At 61.4% G+C, this 18,896-nt stretch carries 15 protein-coding genes; 14 read left to right on the forward strand and 1 reads right to left on the reverse strand.

The features are described 5' to 3' along the window. Positions 1 to 48 precede the first annotated feature (48 nt). The 11 genes from CXY77_RS01395 to CXY77_RS01445 all read left to right on the forward strand — a co-directional run bounded on the left by CXY77_RS01395 (position 49) and on the right by CXY77_RS01445 (position 13,880). A complete protein-coding gene (locus CXY77_RS01395; RefSeq protein WP_104129486.1) occupies positions 49 to 1,701 on the forward strand; it encodes an AMP-binding protein in 1,653 nt (550 codons plus the stop codon). Positions 1,702 to 1,770: 69 nt separating this feature from the next. After that, the gene (locus CXY77_RS01400) at positions 1,771 to 2,508 is read left to right on the forward strand and encodes a TetR/AcrR family transcriptional regulator (protein ID WP_158252734.1); all 738 of its coding nucleotides are present in this window, start codon (positions 1,771 to 1,773) and stop codon (positions 2,506 to 2,508) included. Between the two features lie 23 nt (positions 2,509 to 2,531). Next, positions 2,532 to 3,761, forward strand: coding sequence for an acetyl-CoA C-acetyltransferase (locus tag CXY77_RS01405; protein ID WP_104129488.1), 1,230 nt, complete (start codon positions 2,532 to 2,534; stop codon positions 3,759 to 3,761). A gap of 41 nt (positions 3,762 to 3,802) precedes the next feature. Next, positions 3,803 to 4,564: an SDR family oxidoreductase gene (locus CXY77_RS01410; protein WP_104129489.1), complete on the forward strand. Its 762-nt coding sequence runs from the start codon at positions 3,803 to 3,805 to the stop codon at positions 4,562 to 4,564. Then, complete coding sequence (locus tag CXY77_RS01415; RefSeq protein WP_104129500.1) at positions 4,557 to 5,048, forward strand: MaoC family dehydratase; 492 nt, start codon at positions 4,557 to 4,559, stop codon at positions 5,046 to 5,048. Before CXY77_RS01410 ends, CXY77_RS01415 begins: the two co-directional genes overlap by 8 nt. A 5-nt stretch (positions 5,049 to 5,053) precedes the next feature. Next, complete coding sequence (locus tag CXY77_RS01420; RefSeq protein ID WP_233197161.1) at positions 5,054 to 6,694, forward strand: amidohydrolase; 1,641 nt, start codon at positions 5,054 to 5,056, stop codon at positions 6,692 to 6,694. 713 nt (positions 6,695 to 7,407) lie between these two features. Further along, entirely contained in the window at positions 7,408 to 9,438 is a 2,031-nt protein-coding gene (locus CXY77_RS01425) for an ATP-dependent RecD-like DNA helicase (protein ID WP_369831283.1), read from the forward strand. 756 nt (positions 9,439 to 10,194) lie between these two features. Beyond that, positions 10,195 to 11,277 carry an ABC transporter substrate-binding protein gene (locus CXY77_RS01430; RefSeq protein WP_104129491.1) on the forward strand — a complete coding sequence of 361 codons (1,083 nt, stop codon included), beginning with the start codon at positions 10,195 to 10,197 and terminating at the stop codon, positions 11,275 to 11,277. Continuing rightward, positions 11,262 to 12,101, forward strand: a complete 840-nt coding sequence (locus CXY77_RS01435; protein WP_199181835.1) for an ABC transporter ATP-binding protein — start codon at positions 11,262 to 11,264, stop codon at positions 12,099 to 12,101. The genes CXY77_RS01430 and CXY77_RS01435 overlap by 16 nt, the downstream gene beginning before the upstream one ends. Further along, complete coding sequence (locus CXY77_RS01440) at positions 12,098 to 12,958, forward strand: ABC transporter permease (RefSeq protein ID WP_104129492.1); 861 nt, start codon at positions 12,098 to 12,100, stop codon at positions 12,956 to 12,958. Before CXY77_RS01435 ends, CXY77_RS01440 begins: the two co-directional genes overlap by 4 nt. A gap of 118 nt (positions 12,959 to 13,076) precedes the next feature. After that, positions 13,077 to 13,880 (forward strand): MBL fold metallo-hydrolase, encoded by an 804-nt coding sequence (locus tag CXY77_RS01445; protein WP_140425438.1) that lies wholly within the window; start codon positions 13,077 to 13,079, stop codon positions 13,878 to 13,880. A 5-nt stretch (positions 13,881 to 13,885) separates the two neighbouring features. Here CXY77_RS01445 and CXY77_RS01450 read toward each other — a convergent pair whose 3' ends face one another. Further along, positions 13,886 to 14,905 (reverse strand): LacI family DNA-binding transcriptional regulator, encoded by a 1,020-nt coding sequence (locus tag CXY77_RS01450; protein WP_104129494.1) that lies wholly within the window; start codon positions 14,903 to 14,905, stop codon positions 13,886 to 13,888. A gap of 79 nt (positions 14,906 to 14,984) precedes the next feature. Here CXY77_RS01450 and CXY77_RS01455 point away from each other — a divergent pair, with 79 nt between their 5' ends. The 3 genes from CXY77_RS01455 (at position 14,985) to CXY77_RS01465 (ending at position 18,832) form a co-directional block, all read left to right on the forward strand. Then, positions 14,985 to 16,367 (forward strand): sulfatase, encoded by a 1,383-nt coding sequence (locus tag CXY77_RS01455; protein WP_104129495.1) that lies wholly within the window; start codon positions 14,985 to 14,987, stop codon positions 16,365 to 16,367. Further along, entirely contained in the window at positions 16,354 to 17,679 is a 1,326-nt protein-coding gene (locus tag CXY77_RS01460) for a glycerophosphodiester phosphodiesterase family protein (RefSeq protein WP_104129496.1), read from the forward strand. The genes CXY77_RS01455 and CXY77_RS01460 overlap by 14 nt, the downstream gene beginning before the upstream one ends. An 832-nt stretch (positions 17,680 to 18,511) precedes the next feature. Beyond that, a complete protein-coding gene (locus CXY77_RS01465) occupies positions 18,512 to 18,832 on the forward strand; it encodes a hypothetical protein (RefSeq protein ID WP_104129497.1) in 321 nt (106 codons plus the stop codon). Positions 18,833 to 18,896: the final 64 nt, after the last annotated feature.

Genomic DNA, 18,896 nt, shown 5'->3' on the forward strand with positions numbered 1-18,896 from the left:
CCGATCGATCGATAGATTGCAATTGGACAACACATGAAGGACGTCTAGATGAACCGCGGGCAAACCGAAAGCAGCTCCAGCGCCACCCCGACCGATGCTCCATTGACCACGCCGGGCGCCGGGATCGATAACCTCGGGCAGCTCATCCTGCGGGCCGCAGCGCGGTGGCCCCAGCAAACCGCATGGCGTTTCGATGAGACCTCCGACACCCTCACATTCAGCCAAGTGGAGCAGGTCACCCGCCACTTGGCCGGTGAACTGGCCGCTGCCGGCATCCGCTCGGGAGATCATGTCGCCGTGCTCGCGCGTAACACCCTGGATTTTCCGGCGGCCTGGCTTGCCCTGGCCCGGCTGGGTGCGGTCATCGTGCCGCTCAATGTGAACTACCGACTCACCGACGCCAGCCACGTCGTGGCCCACGCACGGGCAAGCTTCATTCTCGCCGTTGACGAGTTTCGCCTCCTGGCCACCGCGGTAGGCGAGCGCTGCCCCAACGTGCGCACAGTGCTATCGCTCGACGAGATGCTGACCAAGTGGAGCGCGGGTGGCCCGGCCAACATCGTCCCGACTCTGGATCAGTCGACGCGCGACCACGCCGCGAACATTCAATACACCTCGGGTACGACGGGCAAGCCGAAGGGATGCGTGCTCGGCCACGACTATTGGCTGTCGATCGCGACGACCATGCAGAACGACTTTCCGTTCCTCGCTCCCACCGATGTGATGCTCACCGTTCAGCCGTTTCACTACATCGACCCCCAGTGGAATGTCGTCAGCGCTCTTCTCACGGGGGCCGAACTCGTGGTGCTCGACCGATTCCACCCGAGCACGTTCTGGCAGCAGGTACGCGCCTATGATGTCACCTACTTCTACTGCCTCGGCCTGATGCCCACGCTGTTGCTGAAAATGCCCGTTTCGCCTGACGACCGGAACAACCGCGTTCGGGCGATCCAGGCCTCAGCCATTCCGGCCGGGCTACATCGCACGCTCGAGGAACGATGGGGCGTGCCGTGGTACGAGGCTTATGGCATGACCGAGACTGGCGCCGACCTGTACGTCGATGAACTCGAACACGACGAACTCGTAGGTAGCGGATGCCTGGGCCGACCGCGCAGCCACCGCGAAGCACTCGTCGTGAATAGTTCCGACCAAGCGTGCGCTCCGGGGGAGGTCGGCGCGCTGCTCCTGCGCGGTGCGGGCTTGATGCACGCCTACTACGACGACCCCGCAGCCACCGAAACGGCCTTTGCGGGGGGATGGTTCCACACCGGTGACCTTGCCAGTGTCGATTCGGCGGGGCGCCTCTACTATCGCGGGCGCACCAAGGACATGATTCGGCGAAGCGGCGAGAATATCTCCGCGATCGAGGTTGAAGAAGTGCTCGGCCTGCATGTGTCGGTCGATCTCGTAGCCGTCGTGCCGATCGCCGACGAGCTTCGGGGCGAGGAGGTGCTCGCGTATATCGTCAGTGCGGAAACGGTCGGCAGCATTCTGCCTCAGTCTGATGCGGCGCGTGAGCTCTTCAAGAGCGTGCAGGCGCACTGCGCTGCCGAGCTGGCCTACTTCAAAGTGCCCCGATATTGGAAGCTCCTGGATGACCTGCCCCGCACCGTCTCGGAACGGGTCGCCAAGCACGAGTTGGCCCAATCCGGCAGCCTGTCGGGTACCTGGGATGCAACGGAAGGCCGATGGAATGACTGAATCCCCGTGTTTCACCGAATACAATCGATCGAACGTTCGGACTCCGAGTTCGTGTCTGAAGGAGTTGTTTTGTCTAAACCCGGCGTGCCGTCACCGGCCATCAATGAGACGCACCAGCGCATCCTCGAATCCGCCGTGCGACTGTTCGCAGACCGTGGGTTCTACGGCACAGGTATTCGTGAGCTTGCCGCGAGCGCAGGACTGTCCACGGCTAGCCTCTATCACTACATGGGCACCAAAGAACGACTGCTCTTTCAAATCATGCATGACGCACTCCAGCGCCTCGTCCTGGCGGCGTCGATCATCGAAGCGCAATCTGACGACGTGCGGGTTCGTCTTGACCGTCTCGTGCGCATGCACGTCGTCACTCACGCCCTCAGCCGCGATGCCTCCAATGTTGTCGACAACCAAGTCGGAGCCCTTGATCCGGTCGACCGCTTGGTCATCGTGGAACAACGAGACGCCTACGAGCGTTTCTGGGCGCACGCGATCCGCGACGGCGTCGATGCCGGATATTTCCACGTACCCGACCAGAGCTCGGCGCGCATGGCAATCCTCGAAATGTCTTCCGGCGTTGCTCGCTGGTACTCAGCTGGAGGCAGGTACTCCGTCGATGAGATTGCCGACATCCACGTCGACCTCGCCGCGAGTCTCTTGCACGGTGGCGGCACCCGCTTCGACCGCCCACAAACGGAACCGCACCTGGACATCCACGAGCTGGTGGAGAGCATCTGGGCCATTCGATTGCCCGAGCGGGCGAGTTCCCCGGGCACAAAAGCAGCAAAGACTAAGCGCGTCCCGCGCTGAACTGGCCCGGCGGGAGGCCACTCATGTCTGAGCCGGTCATCGTTGCCACCGCGCGCACCCCGATCGGACGTGCGTTCAAGGGAAGTCTGGCCGCCGAACGTCCCGAAGATCTTGCTGCCGCAGCGATTACCGCCGCACTAAGCCAGATTCCACAGCTTGACCCGTGCGAGATCGACGACCTCATCGTGGGCTGCGGTGTGCCCGGTGGAATTCAAGGCAGTAACCTCGCCCGGGTCATCGCCGTTCAGCTGGGTTGGGATAGCGTGCCGGGTGTAATCGTGTCCAGGTTCTGCGCATCGTCCCTCCAAAGCATCCGCTCGGCGGCCCATGCGATTCGCGCCGGCGAGGGCGACGTCTTTATCGCTGCAGGCGTCGAATCCATCTCGAGCTTCGCTCAAACGGATGTTGACGGCTCACCCCAGGCGCACAGCCCCAATTTTGCGGCTGCGGCCGAGCGAAGCGGGCTTAGGGCCGCTTTGAACGCTCAATCAGCCGCGCCGTGGCGTGACCCGCGCGAAGACGGAGCTCTGCCGGACGTCTATATTCAGATGGGTCAGACTGCCGAAAACGTCGCCTCGCTGACGGGGATCACTCGTCTCGATCAGGACGTTTTTTCCCTGCGCAGTCAGACGCTCACGGCCGCTTCCGCCGCCAGCGGTTTCTGGGCTGAGGAAATCAGTCCGTATCGCCGCGCAGACGGGTCGTTCGTGCGGGCAGACGACAGCCCACGTCCGCAGACCACGCTCGAAGCGCTTGCCGGGCTGCAACCGGCATTTCGGGCTGGCGGATCGGTGACGGCCGGCAACAGCTGTCCGCTCAACGACGGCGCTGCAGCCGTGGTGATCATGTCGGATGACCGGGCACGGGAGCTGGGTATCGTGCCGTTGGCACGCATTCTCGGGACCGGAGTGTCCGCAGTGTCACCGGAGATCATGGGCACCGGGCCGGTCGGTGCAATTTCTCGGCTTCTCGATCGGCTGGGAATGAATTTGAGCCAAATCGATGAATTCGAGATCAACGAGGCTTTTGCCGTGCAAGTGCTGTCGAACATTCGAGCCCTGGGAATTGATCCGGCGCGCGTAAATGTGAACGGCGGAAGCCTCGCTGTTGGCCACCCCTACGGCATGACAGGCGCCCGGATTGCGACAACCCTCGTGCACTCCTTACGGGTTCACGACAAGCAATTCGGAATGGAAGCAATGTGCGTTGCCGGCGGGCAGGGCATGGCCCTGGCACTTGAACGCATGAGCTGATCAGCGCAACCAATCGCAACAACTAACGGGTGGGGAATCCAATGACAACAACAACGAGACCGGTCGCGATTGTGACGGGTGGCGCACAAGGCATCGGTGCGGCGATCGCGCGACGGCTGGCCGCAGACGGAATGGCGGTCGCCGTTCTCGACCTCAACCTCGTCGCTGCCGAGGACTGCGTGCGAGACCTCGTTGCGGGGGGAGCCACAGCGATCGCCGTGCAGGTCGATGTAGCCGATGAGGTCTCTGTGGCAAGCGCTGTGGCACTCGTTGCAGAGCAGCTTGGAGCCCCCCAGGTCCTCGTGAATAACGCGGGAGTTCTGCGCGACAATATGCTGTTCAAGATGACGACTGTCGACTGGGATCTCGTGCTGGGTGTGCATCTGCGCGGCGCGTTTCTCATGTCCCGCGCCGTGCAAAGCCACATGGTTGCGGCGAAGTGGGGCCGCATCGTCAACTTGTCAAGCACTTCGGCGCTCGGCAACCGCGGTCAGGCCAACTATGCGGCGGCTAAAGCGGGAGTTCAGGGATTCACCAAGACGTTGGCATGGGAACTCGGCCCGTACGGGGTGACCGTGAACGCGGTCGCGCCAGGATTCATCGCGACCGATATGACTCGCGCTACGGCCGAGCGGCTCGGCGTCACTTTTGAAGACTTCCAGGCAAGCGCTGCGGCCACGATTGCTGTGCGTCGGGTTGGCGACCCCGACGACGTCGCAGAGGCCGTGGCCTTCTTTGTCGGAGTCGATGCTGGCTTCGTGTCCGGTCAGATTCTGTATGTGGCCGGCGGCCCGCATGGCTGAATCGGCCCTGCCACGGGTGTTCTCCGGGGTTGACGCCGTCACGGCTGCGTGCGGCGAGGAACTCGGTCCCACCCCTTGGCTGCTGATCAGCCAGGACGATGTGGATACCTTCGCCCGCGTCACACAAGATTGGCAGCCGCTGCACTGCGACCCTGCGGTGGCGGCGCTATTGCCGTGGGGCACGACCATCGTTCACGGGTACCTGACGATGTCGCTCCTCAGCTTCTTTGCCGGTCAGCTGTACCGTGTCGAGGGCGTCGCTCACGTGCTCAACTACGGCATCGACAAGCTGCGCTTTCCTGCGCCCGTTCCGGTCGGCTCGCGCATTCGTGCCCGCGCAGTTGTCGGATCGCTCGCCATGAAGGGGGAACTAGGAGTTGTCGGTGTCACGTACAGCATCGAAGTTGAGGGAGCCGCGAAATTGTGCCTCGTGGCAGAAACACTCGTAGGTCTCGTACCCGTCGGCGCTTCAGAAAGCAGATAGACGTTATGGCCATGCCACCGCTCGACCTCATCATTCGAAATGCCACTGTGCTCACCATGGACGACCGCCGGCCGGAGGCCGGGGCGATTGGAGTTCTCAATGGCCGAGTCGTCGCGGTCGGGGCCGACCTCGATGGGAATGCGGCAACGCGGCACATCGACGGCGCGGGGTTGACCGTTTTGCCCGGATTCAACGACGTGCACTGCCACACCACGTGGTTTGGCTTGTCTCTCACTGAAATCGATTGCGCTCCGCTCCGTCGACTGGACGACGTCTACGCGGCCCTTTCCGCGAAGATCGCTGAGACGGCGGAGGGAAACTGGGTTTTGGCGTCCGGGTTCAACCACCAGTCGTTTGGCGGACAGTACCCCGATATCGCCATTTTGGATCGGCTCGCACCGAAGCATCCACTGTTTATTCGACACAATTCCGGTCATGCCGGCATCGTCAACACGGCGGCACTCGAACTGGCCGGGTTTCTTGCCTCGGATTGGGTCGAGGAAGACGGTGCCCTAGCCGTGCGTGACGCCGGGGGACAATTCACCGGATTGCTCGAAGAGCGTGCCCAACAGCAGGTCCAAGATCTCTTCCTGCCGCACTCCCAACGAACCATCACTGCGGCGATAGACCTAGCTACGTCGGTCTACGCTGCCGAAGGAATCACGAGCTTTACCGAGGCCGGAATCGGCGGCGGCTGGATTGGTCACAGCCCGCTCGAACTGGCGGCATATCAGACGGCACTCGACAGTGGCGTGCTCTCTGCGCGGGCGCAGCTCATGGTTGCACTCGATGCTCTCCACCCGGTGGTCGGGCACGCAGACGACCGGATCAAGCTGGGGCTCGACCTCGGCGTACGAACCGGATTCGGAGATGATCGCCTGCGAGTCGGGCCGACGAAGGTATTTCTCGACGGCTCGTTGCTGGGTCTGACTGCCGCAATGAATGATCCGTATTGCGTGGGTGCGGCGCACAACCACGGCTACTTTCAGGGCGATGTCGGGCAACTCACGGAGCGCATCCTCGCTGCCTACCGGTCGGGCTGGTCCATCGCAGCGCACGCCATTGGAGATTCAGCCATAGACCTCGCGATCGAGATATTCGATCAAGCGCGGTCACTCTACGGTGACCGCCCTGTGCCGAATCGTATCGAGCATGGTGGTGTAATAACGGATGCCCAACTCGCCCGAATCAAAACCGTGGGTGCGATCGTGGTGCCGCAGCCAGGCTTCATCCCAGCCTTTGGTGTGGAGATGGCCCGCGCCCTCGGAGCTGACCGGGTGCCGCTGTCCTACCGCGCGGCATCACTGCTCTCGGCAGGTATTCCCCTACCTGGAAGTTCGGATCGTCCGGTGACGTCGGGCAACGTGCTGCGCAATGTTCAGGCTTTTGTTGAACGGCTCGACGCTGACGGTGAGGTTTATGGGCCGGACGAGCGCATCAGCGTGGCCGAGGCGCTGAGGGCATACACGCTGGGCTCGGCGCAAACAACGGGCGCTGAAAACATCGTAGGGAGCATCGCCCCCGGAAAGCTCGCTGACTTTGTTTTGCTCGATCGCAACCCGTTGACTACGCCGGTTGAGTCCCTTGCCCAGATCGGGGTCGCGGCAACGATGATGAACGGCGAATTCACGTACGACCAGCGCTAGCGATGGTCGAGACCGATGGTCATCAGCGTGCCGACGATAATGCGCCGTTTCTCGGGGCCGATAAACCCGGCGCCCGTCGTGTTGAGGTCGCTCATTCGTGACTCCCTCAGTCGCTTCATGTGCACGACAGGGACATGCGGAAAGGAGAATGTCTAGCGATGGTCTCAATATGGACATCTGTTCCATTAAGGCCTTCGACGTCGCAAAGAGGGTAAGCGATCGATTTGTCGAATCCAACGGCTACACCGGTCTCTCATGGCGCGGTGAGGGTGGTCATTGTGAATTCACTGATCTGAGTTGTGGGACGGTTCAGATGAGAGTATCGCTACGGACGAGGACGCGTCTCATGATCATTGGGTGTCAACTCGTCAACGCGTCGTAGTCGTGCCGGAGGCTGTAAAGATCGCGGTGGACGCGATCGCTGGAATCACGCATGACCGCTAATTGTGTGTAGACGCGAATCCAGTCGTCTCGAATGCGTTCTTGAAGCTCAAGTGTGTTGGTCTCCGGCGTTATGGCAGACCCCTTCGTCAATTGTCCGAGGAGACGAACGGTGTAGCGGAGGAAGGCGATCCAAGTAACGAGGCTCCCGTCACCCGTGTCCCATCTTGCTGCTTTCTCGAACGCCGCGTTTGCTCGCTCGTAATACTCCCCCTTTCACGTCGACAGAGTTGCTGGACGCTGAGTCTCGGCTGCTCGAGCGGGCCGCGCTCTTGACTGCACCACGTGTGTCGCTCGGTTCGGCCGCTTCATCGCGACTACCGGGTGGTGGGCGGCTCGCCGATGACCAGCTTGCGGCGCTCTCTTCCGTTGCTGGTTCGGGCCGCGTGATCGATGTTCTGGTCGGGCCGGCCGGCGCCGGTAAGACGACGGCGATGAACGCGCTTCGGCGGGCGTGGGAATCAGCTCACGGAGTCGGCTCGGTCGTCGGGCTGGCTCCTTCGGCTGCCGCCGCGACGGTGCTGGCTACCGACCTCGGCATCGCGACGGAGAACCTGGCGAAGTGGTGGCAAACGCATGTCGACCAGGGTTCGTCGTTTATAGCTGGTCAACTCGTGATAATCGACGAAGCCTCGTTGGCGGGCACCATTCCGCTGGATCGGGTCACCGCGCTGGCATTGGATGCGGGCGCGAAGATGCTGTTGGTCGGCGACTACGCGCAGCTGCAGTCGGTCGACGCGGGCGGCGCGTTCTCGCTGCTCGTGCACGACCGAGCGGATGCCCCCGAACTCACCGACGTGCACCGCTTCGTGCACGACTGGGAGAAGACCGCCTCCCTCGTACTGCGCCAAGGCAACCCCGACTCGATCGGCCGGTATGCCGCGCATGATCGCCTGCGCGATGGCAGCACCGAGGCGATGGCCGATGCCGCCTACGAGGCGTGGCGGGCGGACATCCGCTCGGGCAAGTCGACCGTGCTGATCAGCGACTCGAACGAGGCCGTCGCGGCGCTGAACGTGCGCGCTCGCACCGAACTGATTCTCGAGGGGCAGGTCGACGCGCTGCACGAAGTCGCCCTGCACGACGGAACTCGCGGGGCCGTCGGTGACACGGTCATCACCCGGCGGAACGATTGGCGGCTGTATGCGTCGCGCAGTTGGGTGCGCAATGGCGATCGGTGGAGTGTGATCGGCGTGCATCGAAACGGTTCGGTCGACGTGCGCCGGCCGGGTCGGCGGTGGGGGAGCACGGTGCTGCTGCCCGCGTCATACGTCGCGCAGCACGTCGAGCTGGGCTACGCGGTCACGTCGCATCGGGCGCAGGGAATCACGACCGACACCGCGCACGTCGTCGTCGCTCCGAGCATGCCGCGCGAAAACCTGTACGTCGCGATGACGCGGGGACGCGAGGCGAACACCGCCTATGTCGCCGTCGACCGGCCCGATGTTGCCCACGTGGGTCCGCGGCCGGGTGATGCTGCGGACGTGACGGCGCGCAGCATTCTCTGTGGCATTCTGCAGCACGTCGGCGCCGAGCTGTCCGCGCATGAGACTCTGGCGGCCGAGCAGGATGCCTGGGGATCGGTGGCGCAACTCGCGGCGGAGTACGAGACTCTCGCGGCGGCCGCGCAGCACGACCGGTGGGCTTCCATCGTGCGCGAGAGCGGCCTGTCGCCTTTGCAAGCTTCGGATGTGATCAATTCGGGTGCCTTCGGCCCGTTGACCGCGGAGCTGCGGCGAGCCGAGGCCCACTATGTCGACGTGGCGAGCCTGCTGCCGCGGGTGGTTGCGGCTCGTGGGTTCGAGGACGCTCAGGACATTGCGGCAGTTCTGCAAGCTAGGGTCGCAGTGGTCGTCTCGCGGGCCACCGGAGCGGGTCGCACGCGCCGTGCACTGCGTCTCGTCGCCGGGCTAATCCCTCGTGCGCTCGGGCCGATGGACGCTGCCATGCGCCAGGCGTTGGCCGAGCGGGCCGACCTGATCGAGTCGCGAGCGGCCGCCGTGCTCGACGAAGCATTGCTAGCGGGCGAGCCGTGGACTCGAGCGCTTGGGCCGGAGCCGCGAGGTCCGGCGGCCGTCGCTTGGCACCAAAACGGATGCACCGTCGCGGCCTACCGAGACCGCTATGCCATCACGGGTGCGAAGCCGCTCGGTGCCGCACCGGAGTCGACGGCACAGAAGCTCGACGCCGCTCGCGCTCGCGCTGCGCTTGAGGCGGCGCAGCGCCTGGCAACAAGTTCGATGTACGTTGCAGTCCGGCCAGCTGTCGCCGCAAGGCTCACTCTGCAATTCAGTAGACGGTGAGTCCGAACCGTTCATCGACGATAAGCAAGGATGCATCGTCGCGGCTGATGGGGCTGCTTCGGTTGTGGTTAGGGATTCCTCACTGAGCCCGTCGTCACTGTGCCGCGGGCAGTACGACCAGGAGTCCACGCCTCTGTGTTTGCTGCGGAACAAAAAGCCCAGCGGACGTTTCCCATCATCGAGCGTTCAATTCCTGATCCAGCTAGGGATTCCGGTGATGTCGCCGCGGAGATCGCCAGCGGAGAGGAAGGTCAGTCTCAATGTCTTGTTGTCTTCAGTGTCCCAATGGACACGAACGGCGGTGATGCTGTTTGAGTGTTCAATGTAACCCAGGATCCGCTTTCGGGTACTTATGTCTGCGCTAGTCGGGGGAAGTGCCCCAGTCTTCCTCTTCAGCCTGATGAATTCCAGCAGTGACAGTAAAGTTCCCGGTCGTCTCCCACCGGAGATTCGTAGACACCGAAATTTCGTGCCGGGGGTGCCAGCATATCTGCGCACGCCATCTCGTCGGTGGCGGTCAGGTTGAGAGTTGATCCCACGGCGTCTAAGCGGTTCAATCCCGCGTGAGCCGGCCACAACGAATCAGGTGGCGAAGAGGCATGGTAATTCTGCACCCAGGGCGACGGAAGCTGCGCACAGTTCGGCCGCTGTTCAGGTGCTGTCCATCCGCGACTAAATCGATTGAGTTAGCTTCGTAGTGGCGCACAAGTGAAAGTACAGTGCGGCGTTCCCCCTTCCTCATATTTCGGAGAAACCATGAATCGCACTCTCGCCGTTCTATCTGCCGCCCTCCTCGTCGGCGTTCTTGCCGGTTGTGCACAGTCCGCACCTGTTCCTGCCGAGTCCATCGCGCAAGAACCTGTTCATATCACATACGGTGTCGCCGCAGCTGCGCCTGGGCCCGACCAATCGCCCTACACGTCGCTCCCCATTCAGCTCGGCTACTGGGAAGCAGAGGGGTTGGAAGTGGAAGTGTTAGGTTTTCCTGGCAGTGGCGCGGCATTCCAGGCTCTCGCTGCTGGACAGATCGACGTCGCGCAGGGTCCGCCCGACCCGATGTTTGCGGCAAATGCGGCTGGTTCCGAACTTATCGCGTTCTACGACCACGTTCCCGGCAACTTCTTGATGCCCCAGGTTCCTGCCGGGAGCAAAATTACCTCAGGTGCCGACTTCAAGGGTGCCACGATCGGCGTAGCGAACCTAGAGGCTGGCGGTGTGACGCTCGTCAAAGCAATGGCGGCCAAGGCCGGCCTCGAAAGCACGGACTACGACATCGTGGCTATCGGAACTGGGGCCGAGGCTAAGCAGCACATCCTCAACGGTGACGTCGACGTCATTGCACTGTGGGACGCAGCATATACAGCGCTCGATATGTCATTGGAGCCAATCCAAGATGACTACTTTGAGAGTGTCGGTTTCAACAACGCCATAGCTACGACGCCCAAAATGCTCGACGAGCACAGAGAGGCACTTGTCGGGCTCGCCAGGGGGGTCGCGAAGGCGACGCTGTTCGCGCACGAGAACCCGGAGGCCGCTGTTCGGCTGCACTGGGAGTCGTACCCGGAGAGCCGGCCTGTCGGAGTTGAAGAGAGCGTCGCTGTCGCTAAGGCAGTCGCCATTCTAAAAGCACGAAACGCCAACACCAGTGCGCCGTCGGAGGGTTGGGGCTTCTCTAACAGCGAGACCGTCCAGCGACACATCAACATGCTCATCGAGGCCGGAGTGCTCACGAGTGATGTTGCTGCCTCGGACGTGTGGGATAGCAGCTTGCTCAGCGACATCGACGATTTCGATGAAGCCGTAGTCCGCGCGCAGGCGAAGGAATGGACACAGCAGTAGTGAAGAGAATTATGGACCTCGCAGAGACTTCGTCCTCTCGCTCGAGCGCCGAAGACCCTATCCTGAACATTGCTGGTGCAGCGAAGACCTTTAGCACTAGTGCCGGTCATCCTAAGATCGCCCTGCGCCCGGTGGATCTTGAGATTCGACGCGGTGAGTTTGTCAGCTTGGTAGGTCCGAGCGGCTGTGGAAAGACCACTCTCCTTAAAATGTGCGCGGGGCTTATCGCGCCGACTATCGGCACGATTGATTTCGCCGGGACCGGTCGGGCCATTACGCCCGCGGCTATGGGCATGGTCTTTCAGACTCCGGCGCTTCTCCCATGGCGCACGATTCTGGCGAATGTGATGTTGCCTGCGGACATCCTGAAGCTTGGAAAGCGAGACCACCGGGCGAGGGCTGTCGAATTGCTGCGACTCGTTCATCTGGACGGGGCCACAGACAGCTACCCCCATGAACTTTCCGGGGGGATGCAGCAACGAGCGTCTCTCGCTCGGGCGTTGTTCCATGAGCCAGACGTCCTACTGATGGACGAGCCATTTGGCGCCCTCGATGCTATGACCAGGGAAAGCTTAAACTTGGAGCTACAACGAGTGCATATGACGGAAAAGAAGACCGTTCTCTTCGTCACGCACAGCATCAGTGAGGCGGTGTTGCTGTCGGATCGCATTGTGGTGATGTCGTCGTCTCCTGGGCGGGTCGTCGATGTGCTCGATGTGCCGTTCGAACGACCGCGCGCTGCCGGGATTCAGACGACTCTCGGTTTCCAGCAGATCGCTGACCACGTCCGCCGACTTCTCGACCTCGCCGGCGTTCCGGAGTGAGCGTGCACTCTACGGCCGGGGCCATCCCCATCGAAACTGAGCAGGCGGCATCACCACCGTCCAAAGGCGAACTGGGCTTCGCACGGTCTTCACGCCGTATCCCGGCGTGGTCGGTCTCAATCACCCTCGCGATTGTGCTCTTGGGCGTCCTCGAAATTCTCGCCTCAGCTGGCCTTGTCTCGGCCATTATCCTGCCCGCACCGAGCGCAGTTGTTCTCGCTCTTTTCGACGGAACCGTCAGCGGCATCTTCGGTCCGTCGATCGTGTCCACTGTCACGGCCACACTCATCGGATTTACGATCACGACAGGGTTGGCACTCGCGGTGGCCGGAATACTTTCCAGTGTGCCTTACCTAGAACGGGTTATGGTTCCGTTCATCGTCGCCTTCCAGACACTGCCCAAGATCGCCGTGGCGCCGCTGATCATTCTGTGGCTGGGCTTCGGACAGGAGGGCAAGGTCGTCATCGTGGGGATCGTTTGCTTTTTCCCGATTCTCGTAAACACGTTGCAGGGTCTGAAACTACGTGACCGAGATCGATATGAGCTGTTTCATTCGCTCGGTGCTTCACGGTGGCACATCCTCCGCTACCTTCGGCTGCCTTCCGCCGTGCCATACATCTTCGCCGGTTTGCATATCGGACTCATCTTCGCGCTTATCGGAGCGGTCACGGCTGAGTTCGTGGGCTCACGTGATGGGCTCGGCTACGTGCTCATGCAAAATAAGGCCGCGTTTAACGTGCCCGGCGTTTTTGCAGTCCTCGTACTTTTCATGGTTGTGGGACACGTTCTCGACGCAACTATGCGCGTGGTCGAACGACGCTTCTCGCACTGGACAGCCGAAGTGTCCAAATCATGAGTGTCTCGTATTCGCCTATTTTCCGTCTTTGTCACACCACAGGAGCCACGTGTTGATTCAGCGCTCAGAGTCCACCCCGAACGTATCGGGTTCAGTCCGTCTCACTAACGTCGTTTCGATGGAAGTTATCGGCTGTTCCGCCGGGTCGCCGCAAGGGTCGGGAGCGGCCTCGGGATATCTGCTCCAAGCCGCTGGGCTCACCATTCTCATCGACTGTGGGCCAGGGGTTGTGAGTGCACTTGCGGCTTCCGGACGCCTCGATGACCTGGATGCGGTCATTATTTCGCATGAGCACTTCGATCATTCGGGTGATCTCATGGCGCTCGCCTACCATCGTGCGTTTCCAGTGAGAAGACGTCCCTTACCCTTGTATGCCCCGAAAAGTCTCACGCGCACCCTCAGGCTCTTCGACGAACTCTTCGGCATACCATCACTCGAGGACCTACGCACGCCGCTTCGCACCCAGTTGAATTTCGTTGAAGTTGAGATCGGATCAAGTTTCAGCATCGGCGACTTGCGAATCGACACGCTCGCCGCGTCCCATCCGGTGCCGACGATGTCGATGCGGTTCCCCCAAGTCGGGCTCGTGTACACCGCGGACACGGCTCTCACGCCGGAACTTATTCGCTTCTCTCAAGGGTCAATCCTTCTCGCCGAGGCGACCTATGTCACGGCACACGGTCGGGATTTCTCGGCGCACGGCCATATGAGCGGGATCGAGGCTGGGCGCCTCGCTCTTGAAGCGGAATCGCCCTTGCTGGTACTCACTCATTTTGCCGATCCGCGGGAATCGGCAGATACATTGGCTTATTCCGCAGAGCACTTCTCTGGACTAGTCACAAGGGCAACCCCGGGAATGATTCTTCCCCTCGACGGACGAGCGCGCGTCGAACATCCGGCCCAACCGTCACGAGTCGAGTGAGCGACTCAGGGTACAGGAGCGGTCGAACCGCGCACGATGAGCTGCACCGGTTCAACGTGATCTTCGGTTACCGAGGCGTCGAGAAGACGGCGAAGTGTCTCCCTGCCAATGGACGAACGGGAGAGCCGCACGGTCGTGAGTGGCGGATCGAGAAAAGCGGAGGTCGACAAATCGTCGTGCCCTACGACCGACAGATCCCGACCGATCTTTGCTCCGACCAGAGCGGCGGCGGCGTAGACGGCTTGCGCTGTGTGATCGGAGCTGGTGATCAATGCCGTCGGAGGATTGGGACCGAGCAGAACCGCTCGGATGTTTTCCCGCACGGATTCCAGATCGAGAGCCGTTTCGATAATTCGAAATTCTCGACCTCCTCGTTGTTCCGCGTGGCGTTGGAATGCAATGAGGCGCGATCGGTCAGCAACCACTGCGGACGGAGCCGTCATCATGCCGATTCGACGATGGCCGATGGAAGTCAAGTGCCCCACGGCGAGGTCGACGGCATCATCATCCGCCGGACCGACGTGCACAACGCCAGAGAACTCGACCGCGCGCGCGTTCAACACGACGACCGGGGTTCCTGGGCGCTGACGCGTCCAGACCTCGATCGAACTCCCCGAACCGGTGGGAGCGATCGCGAGGCCGTCAAACCGCTGGGCCGCCATGTGCAGCAAGTGCTCGGTCTCGCGCTCGACCGAGTAATGAGAGTCCACCATCATGATCGTGCTTCTCGATGCGTCAGCTTCTGCCTGCGCTGCGACGAGTACGTCGAGAAAAAAGGGGTTGGACAAATTGCGGGCGAGCACTCCGACCATTTCGGAGCGACCGGTCCTCAGCGCCCGCGCACCTTGGTTAGCGGTGTAACGGAGTTCGTTAGCGATCGCACGGATGTGCGCGCGAGTAGTTTCGGAGACCCCGGGGCGCCCATTCAGCGCCAAGCTGACGAGAGACACCGACACGGCTGCGACGCGGGCGACATCTTTGATGCCGGCTTGCGTCGGAAGGTCGCGAGCGCCCGGATCCCGCATGATCTAACTCCTCGTGGACGTCTCATCTGCACAGTCGCGCTTGTTGCGCCCCATTTTGACAACGACCGGAGCCATTCCAATGCCTCATAAATCCCCGAAGACGCCGAACATCATCCTACTGGTCGCGGATGATCTGGCGTCGTGGGCTCTTCCTTCCTATGGCAATGCCGAAATGGTCACGCCGAACATCGACGCGCTCGCGGCCCGCGGCGTGCGTTACGCGAACTACTACACGGCGTCGCCGGTGTGTTCGCCGGCACGAGCTTCGATGCTCACCGGCCAGATGCCGTCGACGCACGGAGTCGTTGATTGGATCGCCCCACCGCCGAAGGGCGAACGCTCCGACAGCTTTCTGGAAGGCCAGGAAACATACGTAGAACGACTTGAAGAAGCCGGTTACTGCGCCGGTCTCTTCGGCAAGTGGCATCTCGGCGACGCTAGCTATCCTGCCGCAGGATTCACCCGATGGTTGGCCCTCGAGGGAAGTCATGGCCCGTACTATGACGCGGATTTCGTGTCCGACGCAGTCGGGGACGACACCAGCGGATATGTCACCGACGTCATCGCGGATGCCGCAATCGCGTTCCTCGAGTCATTTTCCGACTCGCATCAGCCGTTTCTTGCAAGCATCAACTTTACGGCCCCGCATCATCCGTGGGTCGGTCAGCACCCAGATCGATTCACTGCCCTATACACAGACTGCGCATTTGAGTCCTGTCCACAAGAGGATGCCCACCCCTGGACCCATCCCTCCCTGGCTCCCGCGGTCCAGCGGGCCGTAGCGGATCCCCGGCCGAGTCTTGTGGGGTACTTCGCCGCCGTTAGCGCGATGGACGACGCAATCGGCCGCATCCTCACGAGTCTGGACGACTTAGGCCTGACCGAGGAGACCGTGGTGATTTTCACCAGCGACAACGGCTTCCAGTGCGGGCAGCACGGAATCTGGGGCAAAGGCAATTCGACGTGGCCCCTCAACGTGTTCGAGAATTCCGTCAAGGTACCGTGCATCGTGACAGGCCCGGGATGGTCAGCCGGCGCGGTCATCGACCAGCCGTGCAGCGCCTACGACCTCTTTCCGACGCTTCTCAAGATCGCGGGAGCGCCAATGAGCGACTCCGTGTTTCCCGGAAGGCCGCTTATCACCGATGCTAACGAGCCACGTGGTGACGTGGTGGTATGCGATGAATACGGCGAGACGCGCATGATTCGACGGGGCAATGACAAATTTGTGCATCGATTCCCCGATGGACCGCACGAACTCTACGATCTAGCTTCTGACCCCAATGAGCGCAACAATCTTGTCGGCCGTCCGGAGTTCGAAAGCATACGGCGTGCATTGGAGGACGGGCTGCTCAGCTGGTTCTCGCACTACGCGAATGGCCCGTATGACGCACGATTTCTTTCCGTGACGGGCCGCGGCCAGGCTCATCGCCACCCAAAAGGAGAACATGATGCAAACTAATAACACGCCTCGATTTATCGCTTCAGGGCTGGTGGTACTCGTCGCCGCAAGCGTGCTCGTGCTATCGCCGTTGGGTGCCGCCGTTGCCACATCACCCCTAGATTCGATTCCCGACTTCGGGCCACAGGGACACAGTGGAAGCATCGGTATTGCACACCGTGGCAACAGCGCCGAACGACCAGAGAATACCCTCGCCTCGTTGACCAGCGCGGCGACCGAGCACGCCGACTATGCCGAAGTAGACGTAAGACTCTCGCAAGACGGCGTCGTCGTACTGATGCACGACAATAATCTCCGGCGCACCACGAATGTGGAAACCGTATTTCCGTCGCGCAGCACGGACAGTGTGAACTCCTTTAGCTACGCTGAGCTTCAGCAACTCGACGCCGGGTCGTGGTTCGACTCCCGTTTTGCCGGCCAAAAAATTCCAACGCTCACCCAGGCGTTGGATGTCGTCGGTTCGACGTCGACGGGGCTCGTCATTGAGTTGAAAATCAACGGTGTTAACCAAAAAGTCGTTGACGCGTTCGCTGCGTTCGAGAGCACGGTGCCGGGTCACCCTGTAGCTGTCGCGTCGATCAACGCGGCGCGCGTCCAAGCTTTTCACGCCATCGCACCTCAAGTGCCAACGGGAATAATGTCTCTCGATCAAACTGTAGTGACTTCGGCGGAGCTGTCCGGGTACGCCGCATACGCAGACTTCGCGATCTTCCAGCAAGATGTCGTCGCGGCTTCATCGGTGTCCAAGGTTCATGCAGCCGGTCTACTCGCACTGCACAATTCCAGCACAAGATCGTGGATGGACCAGTCTTTGACCGCCGGCGCCGATGGCACGATGACGGATTATCCGGTGCGTAAGTACAACCAGCGGATCTCGACGACCGGCCGTTCTTATCAAGCCGAATCATTCGCCAACTCTGCATCCCACACCGCGCCTCTGCTCGTAACCGACAACACGTACCTGGTCGGCGGAAAGTTTTCGGAAAACGAATACCTTCGAACGGATGCCAATGCGGTCGGTCAGTACGTCCAAATCGTATTTGAAAACTCCAGCGCCGGAGTCAAAGAATGGGAGCTCGTTATGGTCAAGAGCGATCACTTCGGCATTGTTGATGTCAGCCTTGACGGCGTTACGGCAATCTCCGCTTACGACGGCTATCGGCCGTCGATGTCCCGTGAGACGGTATCTCTCGGCGACCGGTCGTTGGCGGTGGGTTCGCACACGCTGCGTTTCACTGTCGTAGGTAAGACGGACAGCTCCCTTGGTTATCGCACGGGGTTCGATCTGCTGGCCTCACGGCCCTCCTCGTAGCACCATAATCCCGCGTCGGCACGCTGGCCGCGTATGCGGGTGAGGCCTTAGGTCGATGAGAGGCCAACGACTTCGAGACCTGCTAAGGGAACCACGTTGTTGGCATGGCCGGAACCGGCAAACGAGGGATGACGTGAATTTGACGACGTGTTATAACCTCTTTGGTATTCGCAGTAGGTCTGTGCCGAGCCCACTACCGGTTGCGTGTTGGCCCGATAAGTACAGCGCCGACTGACGGCTGGCATGCCTCCGCGCGACTCGCACCAGTCGCGATCGATGGGTCATCGTAACGAAGTCGGCGTGCCGGAATTCCTGACGGGTACTGTCAGGCATTCCTGCACGGCCCTGGTCAGTCGCAGCGAGTTATGGCACACAGTAACTCGAAGGCGCACGTCTCGAAAGAACCCCACTGTGCCTCGCACAAATCATGTTCGGATCATGGGTATCGCAGAGATGACCGACTCGATCTGCGTCACCCGCAAGTCGCCTGATTCTGGAGTCAATTTCGTCAACTCGGCCAATCTCGACCCCCGGGACATCGCATCCCCGTGATAGAGGCTTAGGGTCGCTGCGCACACGTCGGCACCTTGCCGCACGGCAAACGTTCGCTCACCGGCCATAGTGTCCAGATTTTCGTTCAGTGGATAGGCGCGGGCGGGGGAGGGGAGCGCGGGGAAGCATCCGCTCTGAAATGTGCGAGCGCCACTTTCGCCTGTGGGCGGCCAGTTCTACAATGTTGGTAGGCAACCTCTATTACGCGCTGTCGCTCGTTGCGGTGGTATGACTTTCAGTCCTTCAGGTTCTTGTTGCCGAACATCTGAAAGGCCGCGCAATGTTCGAATTTATTCTGGCCGCCACCGCCCGCAGCTACTTCTTCATGCGCCGATTCATGCCGACCGCCATCGTGATCGACGCGATCAACACGCGGCGCGGGCTGAAGTGGGGCGTGCCCGCGATGCCGCTCGCCGTCCCGTATGCGCTTGCAGCCATCTACTGCCGATCCCAGATCGAAGCCGGTGGTCCCGGTTGGCTAAACCTGCTCGTGATTCTGTGTCTCTGGAATACCCTGAAGCCTCTTCTGATCGGGCCGATCAGCCTGCTGAAGCTGATCGTGGTGCGCGTTCGTGAAGCCGTGGCCTGTCAAGGGCCATGAGGAACGGCCCACTGGCGGCCACTAGTAATGCCCGCTGGTGGCCATGAAAACTGCCCAGTCATGG

The organism is Cryobacterium sp. N21 (genome assembly GCF_002929575.1).
Classification (GTDB): Bacteria; Actinomycetota; Actinomycetes; order Actinomycetales; family Microbacteriaceae; genus Cryobacterium; species Cryobacterium flavum.